This is a genomic window from Mycolicibacterium setense, from assembly GCF_000805385.1.
GTDB lineage: Bacteria > Actinomycetota > Actinomycetes > Mycobacteriales > Mycobacteriaceae > Mycobacterium > Mycobacterium setense.
The window spans coordinates 847,608-866,476 of the sequence record NZ_JTJW01000006.1 but is presented as its reverse complement, the minus strand read 5'-3'; the positions used below and the strand labels follow the sequence as shown (position 1 = coordinate 866,476).

17 protein-coding genes are annotated in these 18,869 nt (G+C 67.1%); 8 read left to right on the top strand and 9 right to left on the bottom strand.

Annotated features, from left to right (window positions below; all coding sequences use genetic code 11):
* Positions 1-158: 158 nt before the first annotated feature.
* A complete protein-coding gene (locus tag QQ25_RS14890; protein WP_039379373.1) occupies positions 159-977 on the top strand; it encodes an alpha/beta fold hydrolase in 819 nt (272 codons plus the stop codon).
* Positions 978-1,178: 201 nt separating this feature from the next.
* Here QQ25_RS14890 and QQ25_RS14885 read toward each other — a convergent pair whose 3' ends face one another.
* The gene (locus QQ25_RS14885; protein WP_039319564.1) at positions 1,179-1,613 is read right to left on the bottom strand and encodes an Rv2576c family protein; all 435 of its coding nucleotides are present in this window, start codon (positions 1,611-1,613) and stop codon (positions 1,179-1,181) included.
* 245 nt (positions 1,614-1,858) lie between these two features.
* Here QQ25_RS14885 and urtA point away from each other — a divergent pair, with 245 nt between their 5' ends.
* The 5 genes from urtA to urtE are packed head-to-tail and all read left to right on the top strand — an operon-like array spanning position 1,859 to position 6,640.
* On the top strand, positions 1,859-3,127 hold the full coding sequence (gene urtA, locus QQ25_RS14880) for an urea ABC transporter substrate-binding protein (RefSeq protein WP_039319562.1): 1,269 nt from the start codon (positions 1,859-1,861) through the stop codon (positions 3,125-3,127).
* A gap of 6 nt (positions 3,128-3,133) precedes the next feature.
* Positions 3,134-4,018 (top strand): urea ABC transporter permease subunit UrtB, encoded by an 885-nt coding sequence (urtB, locus tag QQ25_RS14875; RefSeq protein WP_039379371.1) that lies wholly within the window; start codon positions 3,134-3,136, stop codon positions 4,016-4,018.
* Positions 4,015-5,145: an urea ABC transporter permease subunit UrtC gene (gene urtC / locus QQ25_RS14870; protein ID WP_039379368.1), complete on the top strand. Its 1,131-nt coding sequence runs from the start codon at positions 4,015-4,017 to the stop codon at positions 5,143-5,145. The genes urtB and urtC overlap by 4 nt, the downstream gene beginning before the upstream one ends.
* A 47-nt stretch (positions 5,146-5,192) precedes the next feature.
* Positions 5,193-5,948 carry an urea ABC transporter ATP-binding protein UrtD gene (urtD, locus tag QQ25_RS14865; protein ID WP_052235883.1) on the top strand — a complete coding sequence of 252 codons (756 nt, stop codon included), beginning with the start codon at positions 5,193-5,195 and terminating at the stop codon, positions 5,946-5,948.
* Positions 5,948-6,640, top strand: coding sequence for an urea ABC transporter ATP-binding subunit UrtE (gene urtE, locus QQ25_RS14860; protein ID WP_039379365.1), 693 nt, complete (start codon positions 5,948-5,950; stop codon positions 6,638-6,640). Before urtD ends, urtE begins: the two co-directional genes overlap by 1 nt.
* A 16-nt stretch (positions 6,641-6,656) precedes the next feature.
* Here urtE and hisS read toward each other — a convergent pair whose 3' ends face one another.
* A complete protein-coding gene (gene hisS / locus QQ25_RS14855; protein WP_039379363.1) occupies positions 6,657-7,922 on the bottom strand; it encodes a histidine--tRNA ligase in 1,266 nt (421 codons plus the stop codon).
* Entirely contained in the window at positions 7,919-8,599 is a 681-nt protein-coding gene (locus QQ25_RS14850) for an MBL fold metallo-hydrolase (RefSeq protein WP_039379974.1), read from the bottom strand. The genes hisS and QQ25_RS14850 overlap by 4 nt, the downstream gene beginning before the upstream one ends.
* Positions 8,600-8,693: 94 nt before the next feature.
* On the opposite strand from QQ25_RS14850, the gene QQ25_RS14845 reads away from it, so the two are divergent.
* Together QQ25_RS14845 and QQ25_RS14840 are read left to right on the top strand one after the other, a co-directional pair.
* Positions 8,694-9,569, top strand: a complete 876-nt coding sequence (locus QQ25_RS14845) for a peptidylprolyl isomerase (protein ID WP_039379362.1) — start codon at positions 8,694-8,696, stop codon at positions 9,567-9,569.
* 90 nt (positions 9,570-9,659) lie between these two features.
* Positions 9,660-10,550 (top strand): peptidylprolyl isomerase, encoded by an 891-nt coding sequence (locus tag QQ25_RS14840; protein ID WP_407661799.1) that lies wholly within the window; start codon positions 9,660-9,662, stop codon positions 10,548-10,550.
* A gap of 10 nt (positions 10,551-10,560) precedes the next feature.
* Here the strand turns inward: QQ25_RS14840 and QQ25_RS14835 are convergent, their stop codons facing one another.
* The 6 genes from QQ25_RS14835 to yajC form a co-directional block, all read right to left on the bottom strand.
* A complete protein-coding gene (locus QQ25_RS14835) occupies positions 10,561-12,945 on the bottom strand; it encodes a RelA/SpoT family protein (RefSeq protein ID WP_039319545.1) in 2,385 nt (794 codons plus the stop codon).
* Between the two features lie 41 nt (positions 12,946-12,986).
* Positions 12,987-13,523, bottom strand: coding sequence for an adenine phosphoribosyltransferase (locus QQ25_RS14830; RefSeq protein ID WP_039319544.1), 537 nt, complete (start codon positions 13,521-13,523; stop codon positions 12,987-12,989).
* Positions 13,520-15,187 carry an ABC transporter substrate-binding protein gene (locus tag QQ25_RS14825; RefSeq protein WP_039379360.1) on the bottom strand — a complete coding sequence of 556 codons (1,668 nt, stop codon included), beginning with the start codon at positions 15,185-15,187 and terminating at the stop codon, positions 13,520-13,522. Before QQ25_RS14825 ends, QQ25_RS14830 begins: the two co-directional genes overlap by 4 nt.
* 5 nt (positions 15,188-15,192) lie before the next feature.
* Complete coding sequence (gene secF / locus QQ25_RS14820) at positions 15,193-16,467, bottom strand: protein translocase subunit SecF (protein WP_039379358.1); 1,275 nt, start codon at positions 16,465-16,467, stop codon at positions 15,193-15,195.
* A 4-nt stretch (positions 16,468-16,471) separates the two neighbouring features.
* Positions 16,472-18,295: a protein translocase subunit SecD gene (gene secD, locus QQ25_RS14815; RefSeq protein WP_039379356.1), complete on the bottom strand. Its 1,824-nt coding sequence runs from the start codon at positions 18,293-18,295 to the stop codon at positions 16,472-16,474.
* A 72-nt stretch (positions 18,296-18,367) separates the two neighbouring features.
* Complete coding sequence (gene yajC, locus QQ25_RS14810) at positions 18,368-18,721, bottom strand: preprotein translocase subunit YajC (RefSeq protein ID WP_039319535.1); 354 nt, start codon at positions 18,719-18,721, stop codon at positions 18,368-18,370.
* Positions 18,722-18,869 lie beyond the last annotated feature (148 nt).

The following is an 18,869-nucleotide window of genomic DNA, read 5'->3' as shown; positions in this document are numbered from 1 at the left end:
AACGCTTGTTCGACAGTGATGTCAAGGTAATTCCACGTGTGTCGAGCTCGGAGAACCGCGGCGGAACAACGTCCGGCTCGGCCAGGTTCGTATCAGTGAGCCGGCAGACGGCCGGCCACGGCACACTCGCCACGATTCACGATTGGACCTGCGCCAGAATGACATTCACGCACGCGCACGCCGGCACGGTCGAATACGCCCGGGCCGGCACCAGGCTGAGCCATCAGGTCCGTCCCGGCACCGGGACTCCCCTGGTGCTCGTCCCGGGCGTCATGGCCGACGCGGCGACATGGCAGCCCGTTGCAGACGCCGTCGAACTCCCCAACCCGGTGTTCACCCTCAACCGACGGGGCCGCGCCGGCAGTGGCGCCCTGGGCGCCGGCTATTCGGTGGGGGTCGAGATCGCCGACCTGAGGCACATCCTGGCCGATCTCGGCCATGCCCACCTGTTCGGATGGAGCTACGGCGCCCTCATCGGGCTGGAGACCGCGCTGGAAGACGTCCACGTCCGGTCGGTGACCGCCTATGAACCCGTCAGCCGCCCCTTCGCCCCCGGCGTGGTCCCCGCGCTGCGCCGCGCCATCGCCGCCGGGGACCTCGACCAGGCGGTCACGCTGATCAATACCGAGGTCTCCGGCTTCTCGCCCGAGTATGTCGCGGAACTACGCCGCAGACCGGCGTGGCCGGTGCTCCGGGCACTCGCCGCCCCGCTGGCCGAGGAGCTGGCCGCGATCAATGCGCACCAACCAGGTCTGGACAGCTATCGGCAGCTGGACATCCCGGTAACACTGATCCTCGGCGCACTGAACGAGAACCGGGCGCCGTACGGGACCGCCTTCGCCCCGTTCGCGGCCGCGTTACCTCAGGCGGATCTGGTTCGACTGCCAGGGCAAGGTCACCTGGCGCATGTCGAAGCACCGGCCGATCTCGCACGCGCCATCACGGCTGCCGTGCGCAGCGCCGAAGCCGACACCTGAGACTGGGTGCGCCGATGCCGCGGTTTCGGGTACGGCATCGGCGCGCGCCATGGGCGCTAACCCAGTCGAACGCGCATCGGGCCGGAAGCGGAACCGCCCGCTGCGCACTCGTTTATCGAACAACAGTTCGAGTGCACCGTCAAGGGCGTTCCCAGTCCGTGGGATCCTCGCGGAGCCCGGGCCGGGGCGTCAGCCCAGCGATCACCACTGACCGAGCTGGCAGCGCGGGCTGTACGGATGGTCGTTCTGGACCGCGAGCTGACCGTCGACCGCGATCTCGCAGTGCGCGTTCGGCTCGGCCCGACCGCCGTGCGTCGTGCTCGCGACGGTGAAGATCGCCCACTGGGGATCGGCAAGGGTGGTCTCGAACACCCACGGCGCGTCGGGTCCGACATTCACCGTCGCCTTCTGCAGGTACTTGTACGCGTCGGCGTTGTAGGCGTCTTTGCTCGCAGGCTGGGTCGTCAGGTAGTAGAGGTCGAATTCGTAGGGGGCGCCCGAGGTGAGCGTGTACTTGACCTTGTGCCCCTGCGCGTCCGGCTCCGCATACGACGTTGCGTTGGAGACCGCCATACCCGCGGCCGCCAGAACCAGCGCCGCACCGACCGTGGTTGCCGCTTTTCGCATATTCGTCATATCCGTCATATCCCAGCACGGTACCGGCTTGTTACAGGTGCGACGAGTGGGTGCCGTGACACTGTGCCAACGGCAAACCAACTCGGCCTAGCTCGAGGTTAATTTGTTCGTCACATACAGACATTTCACAGTAACAACGGCGTTCTAACGTCCCGATTCGACACCCGCAGAGGGTGTCCAGCCTCTTGCCCCGCCGCCGATCGTGATCGGCCGAGAAGCGCTGCAATCCAAGGGAAAGGTCGCCCATGCGAGTTCCGAGACGTGCCCAGTTGCGTCGGTCGGCGCTAGCCGCAGGAAGTTTGATCGCAGCCACGAGCCTGTTACTGGCCGGCTGCGGCAGCCGGGCGAGCGAGACCGACACAGCAAACGCTACCTCGTGTGTGGACACGTCCGGACCCAAAATCAAAGTGGGATCACTGAACTCGCTGTCGGGCACGATGGCCATCTCCGAGGTGACGGTGCGCGACGCGATCAAGCTCGCGGTCGAGCAGATCAACGCCGACGGTGGCGTCCTGGGCAAACAGATCGAGCTGATCGGCGAGGACGGCGCGTCGGAGCCCACGGTCTTCGCCGAGAAGGCCGAGAAACTGATCAGCAGCGACTGTGTCGCAGCGGTGTTCGGTGGTTGGACCTCCTCGAGCCGCAAGGCCATGCTGCCGGTCTTCGAGAGCGCCAACGCGCTGCTGTACTACCCGGTCCAGTACGAGGGCCTTGAGTCGAGCAAGAACATCTTCTACACCGGCGCGACCACCAACCAGCAGATCGTTCCCGCGCTGGACTACCTCAAGGAAAAGGGCGTCAAGTCGCTCTACCTGGTGGGCAGTGACTACGTGTTCCCCCAGACCGCCAACCGCATCATCAAGGCGTACGCAGCGGCCAACGGCATCGAGATCAAGGGCGAGGACTACACGCCGCTGGGCTCGACAGACTTCTCCACCATCATCAACAAGGTCCGCGGCGCCGATGCCGACGCGGTGTTCAACACCCTCAACGGCGACTCCAACGTCGCCTTCTTCCGCGAGTACAAGAACGTGGGTCTGACGCCCCAGGAGATGCCGGTGGTCTCGGTGTCCATCGCCGAGGAAGAGGTCGGCGGTATCGGCGTGCAGAACGTCGCGGGCCAGCTCACCGCGTGGAACTACTACCAGACCATCGACACCCCGGTGAACAAGGCCTTCGTCAAGGCCTACAAGGACTTCGTCAAGGATCCCAAGAAGCCGACATCGGATCCCATGGAGGCCGCTTACGCGTCGGTCTACCTGTGGAAGAACACCGTCGAGAAGGCCCGGTCGTTCGACGTCGCGGCCGTTCAGGACAACGCCGACGGCGTGAGCTTCGATGCGCCGGAGGGCAAGGTCACCATCGACGGCGAGAACCACCACATCACCAAGACGGCTCGCATCGGCGAGATCCGCCCCGACGGCCTGATCTACACGATCTGGGAGTCGAAGGGACCGATCGATCCCGATCCGTACCTGAAGTCCTATCCGTGGGCTGCGGGGCTGTCCGGCTGAGCAAGCATGGATATCCTCATCGGCCAGCTGGCAACGGGATTGAGCCTCGGCTCGATCCTGTTGCTGGCCGCACTCGGCCTCTCCCTGACGTTCGGCCAGATGGGCGTCATCAACATGGCGCACGGCGAGTTCATCATGGCCGGCTGCTACACCGCATACGTGGTTCAGCAACTGATCACCAATGCCGGTGCCTCACTGCTGATCTCGCTCGTGGTCGGCTTTCTGGTCGGCGGCGCGATGGGCGCTCTGCTGGAGGTCACACTCATCCAGCGGATGTACGGTCGTCCGCTTGACACGCTGCTGGTCACCTTCGGCGTCGGCCTGATCCTGCAGCAGGTGGCCCGCGACATCTTCGGCGCACCCGCGGTCAACGTCGTCGCCCCGGAATGGCTCTCGGGTGGCGTCGAGATCCTCGGCGCGGTGGTCCCCAAGACCCGGATCTTCATCCTGGTGCTCGCCGTCATGTGCGTCGCAGTCCTTGCCGCTGTTCTCAAAACCAGCCCCATGGGACGCCGGATCCGGGCGGTGGTGGCCAACCGGGATCTCGCTGAGACCAGCGGCATCTCGTCACGCAAGACCGATATCACCACGTTCTTCGTCGGGTCCGGGCTGGCGGCGGTCGCCGGTGTGGCGCTCACGCTGATCGGCTCGACCAGTCCGACCATCGGCCAGAGTTTCCTGATCGACGCGTTCCTGGTGGTCGTGGTCGGCGGCCTCGGCCAGATCAAGGGCACCGTGATCGCTGCGTTGACCCTGGGCTTCCTGAACTCGTTCATCGAGTACAGCACCACCGCATCGCTGGCCAAGGTGATCGTGTTCGTCGTCATCGTGATCTTCCTGCAGGTGCGCCCACAGGGCCTGTTCACCGTTCGAACGAGGAGCCTGGTGTGAGAACGATCATCGAACGATGGCAGGCCCAAGCCCTTTCGCTGGCGGGGTTCGCGCTCGCCGCGGTGCTGCTGTTCGGGGTCGCGCCAGTGGCCCTGTCAGACTTCCGGCTCAGCCTGCTCGGCAAGTTCCTGTGCTTCGCCATCGTGGCGGTGGGGATCGGATTGGCTTGGGGCCGTGGCGGAATGCTGGTACTCGGCCAGGGCGTGTTCTTCGGCCTCGGCGGCTATCTGATGGGCATGCACCTCAAGATCGCCGATGCCCAGATCCGCGGGCATGACGTGCCCGACTTCATGCAGATCGCGGGCGTGCGCGAACTGCCCGGCTACTGGGCGCCATTCGCCTCCCCGGCCTTCACACTGTTCGCGATCCTGGCGATCCCGACGGGAATCGCGGCACTGCTGGGATTCGGCGTGTTCAAACGGCGCGTCAAGGGCGCCTACTTCGCGATCCTGTCGCAGGCACTGGCTGCGGCGCTGGCGATCCTGCTCGTCGGGCAGACCAGTCTGGGCGGCAGCAACGGCTTGACCAACTTCCGCACGTTCTTCGGCTTCAACCTCAATGACCCGGCCAACAAGCGAATGGTGTACTTCATCGCGGCGGCCACGCTGCTGATCGTGGTGGCCGTGGTGCGCCAGTTGATGTACAGCCGTTACGGCGAGTTGCTGGTCGCCGTGCGCGACGGTGAGGAACGCGTGCGGTTCCTGGGGTACGACCCGGCCAACATCAAGGTGGTGGCCTACACGCTGGCCGCGTTGTTCGCCAGCATCGCCGGAGCCCTGTTCGTGCCGATCGTCGGATTCATCGCACCCTCACAAGTCGGAATCCTGCCGTCCATCGCATTTCTCATCGGTGTCGCGATCGGCGGACGTACCACGCTGCTCGGTCCGGTCCTCGGCGCCATCGGCGTGGCCTGGGCGCAAACCCTGTTCTCCGAACGGTTTCCATCCGGGTGGATCTACGGCCAGGGGCTGCTGTTCATCGTGGTCGTCGGCTTCTTCCCGGCCGGCCTGGCCGGGCTCGGTGTGCTGTTGAGCCGGTGGCGCCGCGGTAAAGCGAAGTCGGCACCAACCGAGGACCAGCGAACCGCACCCGACACCGACCCCGAGAAAGTGGGTGCCACCACGTGAGCGAGCCAGACCAGACTCCCGAGCCCGCGGCCGGTGGCAATGCCGGCATGGGCGCGCAGTACCTCGAAGTACGCGGTCTCACAGTCGATTTCGATGGGTTCAAGGCGGTAACCGACGTCGATCTGACCCTGTTCCAGGGAGACCTGCGGTTCCTGATCGGGCCCAACGGTGCGGGAAAGACGACCGTCATCGACGCCATCACCGGGCTGGTGAGCGCCACCGGTTCGGTGAACAAGTCGGGGGTGGAACTGCTCGGCAAGAAAGTGCACCAGATCGCCCGGGCGGGCGTGGGCCGTACCTTCCAGACCGCGAGTGTGTTCGAACAACTCACGGTGTTGCAGAACCTCGACATCGCCGCGGGCGCCGGCCGTTCGCCGTGGACCCTGCTGCGCCGGCGCCGCGACACCCTGCCGGCCATCGAGGAAGCACTGGAAACCACCGGACTGACCGACTTGGCGGACAAGCCTGCGGGCGTTCTGGCGCACGGACAGAAACAGTGGCTGGAGATCGGCATGCTGCTGGTGCAGAACGCCGATGTCCTGCTGCTCGACGAACCGGTGGCAGGGATGAGCCACGAGGAGCGGGAGGAAACCGGAAACCTGTTGCGCCGCATCGGCGGTACGCGCACGGTTGTCGTGGTCGAGCACGATATGGATTTCATGCGGGCATTCGCGACCTCGGTGACGGTGCTGGCCCGGGGCCAGGTGATCGCCGAGGGTTCGGTGGCCGAGGTGCAGGCCAACCCGAAGGTCCAAGAGGTTTATCTCGGCACCGCCGCGGCAGGCGTGGAAGGAATTTCCTGATGCTCGAATTACTCGATGTCCGAACCGGATACGGCCGCTCCGAAGTGATCCACGGCGCCAGCATCGCGGTGCCCTCCGACGGGGTCGCAGCGGTGATGGGTCACAACGGCGCGGGCAAGACGACCCTGCTGCGCGCGGCCGTCGGGCTCCTCAAATGCACTGTGGGCAAAGTGCTGTTCGACGGTGACGACATCACCAGGCTCCGCCCGAGCGCGCGCGTGGCCCGCGGTCTGGCCTACGTACCCCAGGGGCAGCAGTCATTCGGCCAGTTGACCACCGCGGAGAATCTCCAGGTGGTCGCCGACGGCCGCCGCAACGGCAAGGCACTGATCGACGAGCAACTGGACCTGTTCCCCGCCCTGAAGGAACTGCTCGGCCGTCGGGCCGGGCTCCTGTCAGGTGGGCAGCGCCAACAGCTCGCGATCGCCCGGGCGTTGATCACCACCCCCAAGTGCCTGATCCTCGACGAGCCGACCGAGGGCATCCAGCCGTCCGTGGTGGCCGAGATCGAGGCGGCGATCACCTCGTTGACCGCTCGCGGCGACCTCGGCGTGCTGCTGGTAGAACAACACATCGGGTTCGCCCTCGAATCCGCGCAGCGCTACTACATCCTGGAGGCCGGCCGCATCACCTCGAGCGGCACCGGTGGCTCGACGTCGGAGGCCGACGTCCGCGCCGCCATGGCCATCTAGCGGTGCGTGCGACGCGCTATCGCGCCAAGCGGGAAAGCACCTCGGCGACAACGGAATCGGCGGCAATATCGACTTGCTCGCCGGTCGCGAGATCCTTGAGCCCGATGGTGCCGGCCTCGATATCGCGGTCGCCCGCCACGAGCGCGTACTTGGCACCCGAGCGGTCGGCCGCTTTCATCGCGCCCTTGAGCCCGCGGTCGCCGTAGGCCAGGTCCACCCGCACCCCGCCGGCCCGCAGCCGTGCGGCCAGCTTGGCCAACTCCAGCTTGGCGGCATCTCCGAGCGGCACGCCGAACACCTCGACGCCTCCGACCCCGGTTACCGTCTTGCCCTCGGCCTGCAGTGCCAGCAGGGTCCGGTCGACACCGAGCCCGAAGCCGATGCCCGATACGTCCTGCCCGCCGAGCTGACTCATCAGGCCGTCGTATCGGCCACCGCCACCGATGCCGGACTGTGCGCCCAGCCCGTCGTGCACGAACTCGAAAGTCGTCTTGGTGTAGTAGTCGAGCCCGCGCACCATCCGCGGGTTGATCACGTACGGCACGCCGAGCGCGTCGAGGTGCGCCTGCACCACCTCGAAGTGGGCCTTGGCGCTGTCGGAGAGGTGGTCGAGCATCAGCGGCGCGTCCGCGGTCATCTCCCGGATATGGGGCCGCTTGTCGTCGAGCACCCGCAGCGGGTTGATCTCGGCGCGTCGCCGGGTCTCTTCGTCGAGGTCCAGCTTGAACAGGAACTCCTGCAACAGCTCCCGGTAGGCCGGGCGGCAGGTGTCATCGCCGAGCGAGGTGAGCTCGAGGCGGAACCCGTCCAGGCCCAGCGACCGGAAACCGGCGTCGGCGATCGCGATCACCTCGGCGTCCAGGGCCGGGTCGTCGACACCGATGGCCTCCACACCGACCTGTTGCAGCTGCCGGTAGCGCCCGGCCTGCGGGCGTTCGTAGCGGAAGAACGGCCCCGAGTAGCACAGCTTGACCGGGAGTGCCCCGCGGTCGAGGCGGTGCTGGATCACCGCCCGGATCACTCCGGCCGTCCCCTCCGGACGCAGGGTCACCGAGCGGTCACCCCGGTCGGCGAACGTGTACATCTCCTTGGACACCACATCCGTGGACTCGCCCACACCGCGGGCGAACAGCGCGGTGTCCTCGAAGATCGGCAGCTCGATGTCGCCGTACCCCGCGCGGCGCGCCGAAGCCAGCAGGCCGTCCCGGACCGCTACGAACTGCGCCGACTCCGGTGGTAGGTAATCGGGCACGCCCTTGGGCGCCTGGAATGCAGATGTCACAGAGTCAAACCTTCGAGAAAGGGGTTGGTGCGGCGTTCGTGCCCGATGGTCGTGCGCGCGCCGTGTCCTGGTAATACCACGGTGTCGTCGTCGAGTACCAACAGCTTTGTCACGATCGACTCGAGCAGGTCACGTCCGCTGCCGCCGGGCAGGTCGGTACGGCCCACCGAGGACCGGAACAGCGTATCGCCCGTGAAGACGGTCTGGGCGGCCGATGCTTTCTCCGGCCCGCCGGAGACCCGGAACACCACTGATCCCCTGGTGTGCCCGGGGGTGTGGTCAACGGTGACCGAGACGCCGCCGAAGTCGTGTGTCTGGCCGTCTTTGTCCAGCTCGACCAGTTGTTTGGGCTCGGAGAACAGCACACCGAACGCGAGTTGGGCCAGGCGCGGCCCGAACCCCCTGATCGGATCGGTCAGCATGAACCGGTCCTCGGGGTGGATGTAGACGGGGCAGCCATAGGTGTCGGCCACCTTCTGGGCCGACCAGATGTGATCGATGTGACCGTGCGTCAGCAGCACCGCTGCCGGGGTGAGGCGGTTCTCGTCGAGAATCCGGCGCAGCCGGTCCATGGCCCGCTGACCCGGGTCGACGACGATGGCGTCGGCCCCTGGCCGCTCAGCCAGGACATAGCAGTTGCACGCCAGCATCCCGGCCGGAAATCCGGTAATGAACACAGTGCCAGTTTTCCACGTGGCCGCCGCCCGGCACCGCACCGCGACCTGGCAGACTCGTCACCGATCCCGACCGCCCACAAGGAGGACTGCTGCGGTGCCGACCAACGAAGAACGGCGTGAGACGGCCAAGCGCAAGCTGGAGGAACAACTGGAGCGCCGCGCCGCCCAGGAACGCAAACGACGCATCCTGACCATCGCGGGCTCCACCGTCGCGGCCCTCGTCGTCATCGGGGCCGTCGTGGCGACATTCGTGTTCACCAGCAAGGACTCGGGCAGCACCACAGCCTCGGCGGAGACCACCACCGCAACCTCCGGAGCGCCTGCCCAGCCGGCCGCCAACGGTCAGCTGCCTGCCTTCGCCGCGCCCGCCGACCTCGGGGCCAACTGCCAGTACCCGGCCGCGGGCCCGGCCAGCAAGCAGACCACCCCGCCGCGCACCGGCAAGGTTCCCACCGATCCGGCCACCGTCAGCGTCAGCATGGTCACCACCCAGGGCAACATCGGGCTGCAACTCGACAACGCCAAGGCGCCGTGCACGGTCAACAGCTTCGCCAGCCTGGCCGGGCAGAACTACTTCAACGACACCCCGTGCCACCGGCTGACCACGGGCGGCCTGTCGGTGCTGCAGTGCGGTGATCCGACCGGCCAGGGCACCGGTGGCCCCGGCTACCAGTTCGCCAACGAGTACCCGACAAACCAGTACCAGCCGGACAACCCGGCGCTGCAGCAGCCGGTGCTCTACCCCCGTGGCACCCTGGCGATGGCCAACGCCGGGCCCAACACCAACGGCAGCCAGTTCTTCCTGGTGTACCAGGATTCGCAGCTGCCCCCGGGCTACACCGTGTTCGGCAAGATCGACGACACCGGCCTGGCCACGCTCGACAAGATCGCCGCTGCCGGTGTCGCCGGAGGCGGTCCGGACGGCAAGCCTGCGCTCGACGTCCAGCTGAAGTCTGTGGCCCTGGACTAGGCACCGGAGCCATTGACTGCCCCGCCCCCTTACGGCGGTTACCCGGCGGGATATCCGGCTGGTCATCCCCCGTCTGCCCAGACCAACGGCATGGCGATCGCGTCGCTGGTGTGCGCGGCCCTGTTCGCACCGCTGGGCATCGTCTTCGGACACATCTCGCTGTCGCAGCTCAAGCACAGCGGTGAGCAGGGCCGCGGCATCGCGATCGCGGGCCTGGTCATCGGATACGTGCTGACGGTGCTCGGGATCCTGGCGACCGTGTTGGCCGTGGTGTTCGCCTTGATCGTCGTCAAGGCCGCAGAGGACATGCCGCGGCAGGACCGCTACACCGCCTCCCCGGGCTCGGGCCGGGAACTGCCTGCCTTCACGCCGCCGGCCAACCTCGGCGCCAACTGCCAGTACCCGGCGACCACCGAGCCCGCCGCCAAGCGGGCCACCCCGCCGCGGACCGGCCCGGTGCCGACCGAACCGGCCACGGTGGAAGCCGGGATCGTCACCGATCGCGGCAGCATCGGCCTCCAACTCGCCAACGGCAAAGCGCCGTGCACGGTCAACAACTTCGCCAGCCTGGCCTCCCAGGGATTCTTCGACGGCACCCGGTGCCACCGGCTGACCACCGGCGACCTCGCGGCGCTGCAGTGCGGTGACCCGTCGGGCAGCGGCGCCGGTGGGCCCGGCTACCGATTCCCCAACGAGTACCCGACCAACCAGTACCGGCTCTCCGACCCCGCGGTGAAGCAACCCGTGGTCTATCCGCGCGGCACGGTGGCGATGGCGAACTCCGGGCCCGGCACCAACGGCAGCCAGTTCTTCCTGGTGTACGAGGATTCCCTGCTGCCGCCGACATACACCGTGTTCGGCGCCGTCGACAAGACCGGCCTGAGCACCCTGGACGCGATCGCCGACGGCGGAGTCGCCGACGGCAGCGATGACGGCGAGCCCGCCACACCGGTGACGATCACATCGGCGAGCGTCGGATGAGCCGAGGCCGCTACGCCGCACTGGTGACGCGGTAGACGTCGTAGACGCCTTCCACGTTGCGCACCACGCTCAGCAGGTGGCCCAGATGTTTGGGATCACCCATCTCGAAGGTGAACCGGCTGATCGCCACCCGGTCGTTGGAAGTGGTCACCGATGCCGAGAGGATGTTGACCTTCTCGTCGGCCAGCACCCGCGTGACATCGGAGAGCAGCCGGTGCCGGTCCAGGGCCTCGACCTGGATCGCCACCAGGAACACCGAGGACGGCGACGGCGCCCAGTTGACCTCGATGATGCGTTCCGATTGTTGTTGCAGGGACGCCGCATTCGTGCAGTCGGTGCGGTGCACGCTGACCCCACCACCGCGGGTCACGAAACCCATGATGGTGTCGCCGGGCACCGGGGTGCAGCACTTGGCCAGTTTGGTGAGGGTCCCGGGCGCCCCGGGTACTGCGACACCGGTGTCATCGGTGCTGCGCTGGCGTACCGGCATGGTCAACGGGGTGGACCGCTCGGCCAATTCGTCTTCGGCCGCATCGTCGCCGCCGAACTGGGCCAGCAGACGCTGAACCACGTGACGCGCCGAGACATGGCCCTCGCCGACAGCGGTGTACAGCGCGGACACGTCGGTATAGCGCAACTCGCGGGCCAGTGCGCCCATGGAGTCGGCATTGATCAAGCGCTGCAACGGAAGTCCACCGCGGCGGACCTCCCGCGCGATGGCGTCCTTACCGGACTCGAGCGCCTCTTCGCGGCGCTCCTTGGCGAACCACTGCCGGATCTTGGCCTTCGCGCGCGGCGACACCACGAAGGTCTGCCAGTCCCGCGACGGGCCCGCGTTGGGCGCCTTCGAGGTGAACACCTCGACGACCTCACCGTTTTCGAGCTTGCGCTCCAGCGCTACGAGTCGGCCGTTGACCCGGGCGCCGATACAGCGGTGCCCCACTTCGGTGTGCACCGCATAGGCGAAGTCGACCGGGGTCGAGCCGGTCGGCAAATTGATCACGTCGCCCTTGGGGGTGAAGACGAAGATCTCTTGTACCGCAAGGTCGTAACGCAACGACTCGAGGAACTCGCCGGGGTCGGCGGCCTCCCGCTGCCAGTCCAGCAGCTGGCGCATCCACGCCATGTCGTCGATCTCGGTGGCGGCGTGGCTGTGCGGAACCCCGTTGCGGCCCTTGGCTTCTTTGTAGCGCCAGTGCGCCGCGATGCCGTACTCGGCGGTGCGGTGCATGTCGCGGGTGCGGATCTGCACCTCCAGCGGCTTGCCCTCGGGGCCGACGACGGTGGTGTGCAGCGACTGGTACACGCCGTAGCGGGGCTGGGCGATGTAGTCCTTGAACCGGCCCGCCATCGGCTGCCACAGCGAGTGCACCACGCCGACGGCCGCATAGCAGTCGCGGATCTCGTCGCACAGGATCCGCACGCCGACCAGGTCGTGGATGTCGTCGAAGTCGCGTCCCTTGACGATCATCTTCTGGTAGATCGACCAGTAGTGCTTGGGCCTGCCCTCGACGACCGCGTTGATCTTCATCGCGCTCAGCGCCACGCCGATCTCTGCCCGCACCTTGGCCAGGTAGGTGTCGCGTGACGGTGCCCGGTCGGCGACCAGCCGCACTATCTCCTCGTACTTCTTGGGGTGCAAGATCGCGAACGACAGGTCCTCAAGCTCCCACTTGACCGTCGCCATACCGAGCCGATGCGCAAGCGGCGCAATCACTTCCAGCGTCTCGCGAGCTTTTCGGGCCTGTTTCTCGGGTGGCAGGAACCGCATGGTCCGCATGTTGTGCAGCCGATCGGCCACCTTGATCACCAGCACCCGCGGGTCACGCGCCATCGCGATGATCATCTTGCGGATGGTCTCGCCCTCGGCGGCCGAGCCGAGCACCACCTTGTCCAGCTTGGTGACCCCGTCGACCAGGTGGCCCACCTCGGCGCCGAACTCGGCGGTCAGGGCCTCCAGGGTGTAGCCGGTGTCCTCCACGGTGTCGTGCAGCAGCGCGGCCACCAGCGTGGTGGTGTCCATACCGAGCTCGGCCAGGATGTTGGCCACCGCCAGCGGATGGGTGATGTAGGGGTCACCGGACTTGCGGAGCTGGTCGGCGTGACGCTGCTCGGCGACGTCGTAGGCGCGCTGCAGCAACTGCAGGTCGGCCTTCGGGTAGATCTCGCGGTGAACCGCGACCAACGGCTCCAGGACCGGGTTGACCGGGCTGCGCTGCGCCGTCATCCGGCGGGCCAGCCGTGCACGTACCCGGCGTGACGCGCTGGTCTTGGTCGTATCGGGAAGTTTGGCCGCCTCGACAGTCTTGCCGGCATCGGCAGCCGGTGGCGGCAGCGTCGGGGGCAACTTGACCGTCTGGCCCGTACCTGTGTCCGTAACCGGATCGCTGGCCATAGTCACCTCCCGCTGAACATCTGAGAGTTCGAGGATATCCCTCACACCGTGTGGAGGCTGCTGACCCTCAGCGGCGCCACCACGTCCCGGCCGCCCAGGGCCGTCAGTTCCAGCACCACAGCGGCGCTCATCACATTGGCGCCGCCGGCCTCAAGTAGCCGCATCGCCGCGGCCAGGGTCCCGCCGGTCGCCAGGACATCGTCGATGATCACAACGTTGAGCCCGGCGATATCAATCCCGTCGGACGGAATCTCCAGCGTCGCGCTGCCGTACTCCAGCTGATAGGTGACGCTGTGCACGGGAGGCGGCAGCTTGCCGCCCTTGCGCACCGCCAGAACGCCGACGCCGAGCCGGGTCGCGACGGCGGCACCCAGCAGGAAACCCCGCGCATCCAGCCCTGCGACCAGATCGGCGTCGGCGGCGGTGGCGGCCAATGCGTCGGTCACCGCGCGCAGGCCCTCGGCGTCGGCCAGCAACGGGGTCAGATCCTTGAACTGCACGCCCGGCTCGGGAAAGTCGGGGACCTCCCGGATCAGTTTCTCGATCAGTTTCGAGACGCTGGCACTTTCGCCGCTCACGTGGACAGCTTCCAGCGGTCCATGTTCCAGCCTGCGCCCCACCGGGTCGGGTTGCTGCTCACCGCATACATCTTCGTCGACGTCAGCACGGTGCGCTGCTGGCGGTACAGCGGCAGGGTCGGCATGTCGTTCCACAGGATGGGTGCGCCCTCCCCCGCCAGGCGCGCCAGTTCCTTCGGGTCAGTCGTGACGGCCTGGGCATCGATGATGCCGTCGACCCGCTCGTTGTAGTAGCCGGGCAGGTTGGTGCCGTTGCCGGAGTGGAATGCGTAGGCGTCGATGGCCGACGAACCCGAGGAGCCGCTGCCGGCGGCGCCGCCGGTGCCTGCCAACAATCCGTCGAACTCGTTGTTACGCAAGGCCACCGGCCCGGCGGTCGCCGATCCGGCATCTTGCACGGTAATGCCCGCAGCGGCGCATGATTTCGCGATCGCGCCGACGGTGGCGGCCAGCCTGGCATTGGGTGTCTGATATCCGATGCGGACGGTCAGCGGCTTGTTGTTGATAGCGGCGCGGGCGGCGTCAGGGTTGGCCACACCGAATTGTGCTGCCTCGCCGACGTTCTCGGCGGCACTGAACGCGTCGTCGGAGACCGGACTGAGCCGCGAGTTGATGATCGGCGTGGCGGCGTTGCGGGCGATGACGTCACGCGGGGTGCACAGAGCCACGGCGCGCCGCGCGGGCGGGGCGGCCAGCGGGCCCCCCGGCGCGAAGATCAACTGCTCGATGCCGGCCGACGGGCTTTCCGTACTGACGTAATCGTCGGGCAGGTTGAGCAGGCCCGAGGATCCGGACTCGATGTCGACGACGTCGAAGGACCCCTGGTTGACCCGTTCCTGGATGTCGGCCCCGCGCGGCCACACCGCGATCCGGTTGGTGATCGCCGGGGTGCCCCACCACTTGTCATTGGCGACCAGGACCACCACGCCGTCCTCGGACACCGAGTCGATCCGGTACGGGCCCGAGGACGGGAACCGCTTGAGGTCGAGGTCGGGTTTGAGGTCCCACACCGTGTTCCAGGCCTTGGCGATCCGGTCGATGGTCGGCTGGTCGCCGGTCTGCAGCGCGTTGGCCACGCCGCCGTCGCCGAGGTCGAGTTCGTCGGCGATGACGTGGGCCGGCATCAGTGAGGTCGCTGCGAACAAGTGCCCGTAGTCGACGAATCCGCGGTCCTGCGCAAAGGAAACCCGGGCCCGTTTCTGACCGGGCTCGCAGTCCACGGAAGCGATGTCGCGGTAACCCGCTTGACTGGCCGCGTCGAACACCCGGAACCGGCCGGACTGCGCGCCCCACGCCAGGACCATGTCGTCACAGGTGATCGGTTTGCCGTCGGAGTAGACCGCCTTGTCGCTGATCACGTAGTCGAGGATCAGCGGGGCGCGGCCCACGACGGACACCGAGCCGAAGTCGTTGTCGGCGACCACCTGGCCCTCGGGACCGTGATAGGCGAATCCCGTCAATGCCCGGGCGAATGCCTGTGGCCCGGCGGACGCGGCTCCGGCCACCGTGTTGGTGTTGTAGGTGGTCAGGGTGCCGTCGACGGCGTAGTCGATCTCGTCGGCCGCGCTGTCCGAACACGCCGCCAAGCCCATCGCGACGATCACGGACAGCGTCGCCGCTGTCACCACTGTCCGTGCCCGGGCGATGGCCCGCCACTGAACCATGTGTTTTACCGCCGGGTGTTCCGCTTGCCCGACGGACGTCCGGTCCGCGGGGCCGGACGGGCACCCGGTGCCGGCTTCTCAGGTGCAGGCTCGCGGACGACCGAGGCCGACACCGTCTCGGTAGGGCGGTCCTCTGTCTCGGCAGCGTCACCCGCGTCCTTGGTGGCCGTCGACGCCTTCGCGCCTGCGCCCTTCTCCCGGCGGTTGAGCACCTTCTTGGTGTGCTTGCGCACCAGTTCGGTGCGTTCGCGCAAGGTCACCAGCAGCGGCGTGGCGAAGTAGATCGACGAGTAGGTACCGACGATGACGCCGACGAGCTGGACCAGCGCCAGATCCATCAGGGTGCCTACACCCAGGAGCCACACCGCGACGACCATCAGCGCGATGATGGGCAGCACCGAGATGAGGCTGGTGTTGATCGAGCGCATGAACGTCTGGTTCACCGCGAGGTTGGCCTGCTCGCCGAACGTTCGGCGGGTGGTGTGCTCGAAGCCGTTGGTGTTCTCCTCGACCTTGTCGAACACGATCACCGTGTCGTAGAGCGAGAAGCCCAGGATCGTCAGCAGGCCGATCACGGTGGCCGGGCTGACCTCGAATCCGACCAACGAGTAGACGCCGGCGGTCACGACCAGGTCGAACACCAGGGTGGCCATCGCGGCCATCGCCATGTAGCGCTCATAGCGCCAGGCGATGTAGATGGACGCCAACACAAGGAACACCACCAGCGCGATCAGTGCCTTCTGGGTGATCTGTCCGCCCCAGGTCTCCGACACCTTCGAGTCGCTGATCGCCTGCTTGCTGGGTTGGCCGTCGCTGCCCTTGGGGTGGAACTCGTCGAACAGCGCGGTCCGCAGCTGCTCGATCTCTGGTTCGGACAGCGTCTCCGACCGGATCTGGACGGTGGCCGAGGCGCCGCTGCCGACCAGCACGACGGACTCGGGCGTCCGGTTCAGCGTCTTGCTGTAGACGTCCTCGACCTGCTGTACCGACACGACCCCTCCGGAGCCGGCCGACGGCATCGACACCTTGGTGCCGCCCTCGAAGTCGATACCGAAGGTGAATCCGCGGATCACCATGCTGGCGATGCAGATCGCGACGATGACGCCGCTGATCGCGTACCAGAGTTTGCGGCGGCCGATGACCTCGAAGGCGCCGGTACCGGTGTAGAGCCTGACGAAGAATCCGTGCTTGGGCAGTGCCGCAGACGTGGATTCGAGGCTCGGCGTCTCCGCCGAGGTGTCCTTCACGTCCTCAGCAGTGGAGTCGTTTTTCGCTGCCATGTGCTTATCCCCGTCCCGCGGTCGCATGCGAAGCCTCCCGGCGTTCCCGCGCGATCTGTTGCACCGCGCCGAGGCCGTTGAGGGCAGGTTTTGCCATCGTCGGGGACTTGGAGGCCAGGTACACCAATGGCCAGGTCACCAGGAACACCACCACGATGTCGAGAATCGTGGTCAAGCCCAGGGTGAATGCGAAGCCCTTGACCTGGCCGATCGCCAAGAAGTACAGCACCGCGGCGGCCAGGAAGGTCACGGCGTTGCCGGACACGATCGTCTTGCGGGCGCGCGCCCAGCCTCGGGGCACAGCCGACCGGAACGACCGGCCTTCCCGGATCTCGTCCTTTATTCGCTCGAAGAACACGACGAAGGAGTCCGCGGTGGTGCCTATACCGATGATCAGACCGGCGATGCCGGCCAGGTCCAGCGTGTAGCCGATGTATCTGCCGAGCAGCACGAGGATCGCGAAGACCATCGCTCCGGCGGCGACCAGCGACAGTGCCACCAGCAGGCCGAGCACGCGGTAGTACAGCAGCGAGTACAGCAGCACCGCGGCCAGCCCGACAGCGCCCGCGATCAGGCCGGCGCGCATCGAGGACAGGCCCAGGGTCGCCGAAACGGTCTCGGCTTCCGAGGATTCGAACGACAGCGGCAGCGAGCCGTACTTGAGCACGTTGGCCAGTTCCTTGGCCGTGTCCGAGGTGAACTGGCCGGTGATCTGGGTGTTGCCGCCGGGGATGGCCTCCCGGATCTCGGGCGCGCTGACCACCTGCGAGTCGAGGGTGAACGCTGTCTGCGTGCCCACGTTGGCCGCGGTGAAGTCGGCCCAGGTCTTGGCTCCCCCGCTCTTGAAGGTCACGTCGACGACGTACTGACCCTGCTGCTGGTTCAGCCCGGACGTGGCGTCGGCGATCTCCTCGCCGCTCATGATCGACTTGCTCAGCAGGTAGACCGTCTGGCCGTCCTGGGAGCAGGTGATCAGCGGCAGGTTCGGGTCGTCGTTGCCTGCCAGCACGTCTTCGTCACCGCACCGGGTCGCCTGGTACTGCAGCGCCAGGATCTGGATCGAGGGGTTGGTGCTCTGACGCAATTCCTTCTCGTCGGCGATGCGCTGGGCCAGGGCGGCCTTGGCGTCGCCTGGTTTCGGCGGGGCCGGTGCCGGTGCCGGGCCGGGCGCACCCGGGGCCGGTGCCGGAGCCGGGGCCGGCGCAGGGGTCGGCTCGCCCGGAGTCGGCGCGGGATCCAGCGGATAGGGCCGTGGCTGGGGAGCCGGGGCGGGCTCACCCGGCGGAGGTGCGGGCTGCTCGCCGGCCGGCGGTGCCGCCGGTGCCTCGCCCGGTGCACCCGGAGCCAAGCCGGGAAGCCCGGGTACAGCACCCGGCGCACCCGGTGCCGCTGGCGCACCCGGTGCCGCAGGGGCGCCCGGCGCGCCGGGCTGCTGGCCTGGCGGCTTGGCCGGCATGGCGTGCACGACGGGCCGGATGTACAGACGCGCGGTCTGGCCCAGGTTGCGGGCCTCGCTGCCGTCGTTGCCGGGAACGGTGATCACCAGGTTGTCGCCGTCGATGACGACCTCCGAGCCCGAGACTCCGAGACCGTCGACGCGCGCACTGATGATTTGTTGGGCCTGGTTGAGTGCCTCTCTGGTCGGCGTCGAGCCGTCCGGGGTGCGCGCCGTCAGCGTCACCCTGGTACCGCCCTGCAGGTCAATGCCGAGTTTGGGCTTGGCCTGCTTGTCGCCGGTGAGGAACACCAGCAGATAAACGCCGATCAGAAGGACCAGGAAAAGTGTCAGGTAGCGCGCAGGATGCACCGGCGCCGAAGACGATGCCACGTTTCTAGGGTCTCCTCGAGATCAGTTCGTCAGCACCGCAAAGGGTACGTGCTTGTCCTGGGTGCTCTGCGGTCAGTCTTTTTTGAGACCGTCGGTGTCGATGACACCGTTGCTCTCGGTCAGTTCGGTGGCAGATGTCGACGGGTCGGCATCGTCAGCGTCCTCGGCATCCGCCTCGACGCGGTCGCGCACCGCGAGCTTCATCCAGGTGGTGATGACGCCGGGGGCGATCTCCAGGTCGACGTTGTCGTCGGTGATACCGGTGATCGTGCCCTGCAGGCCCGAAGTGGTGTGCACGCGATCGCCGACCTTCAGCGAGTTGTGCAGGTCGATGGTCGCCTGCATCGCCTTGCGCTGGCGGCGCGACGCGAAGAACATAAACGCGCCCATGACGATCAGCAGGGGCAGGAAAATGACGAGATCCATGTCAACTATGTCTTTCGTGTCGGGTCATATGTCAGGGCGACCGAGGCCACGATACCGCCGCCGGTGCGGACCACCTCATTCGCCGCCGACAGGCGGGCGACGCGGTTAGGCTCGATACGCGTTCTTTCCGGCGCCGCCCTCGGAATTC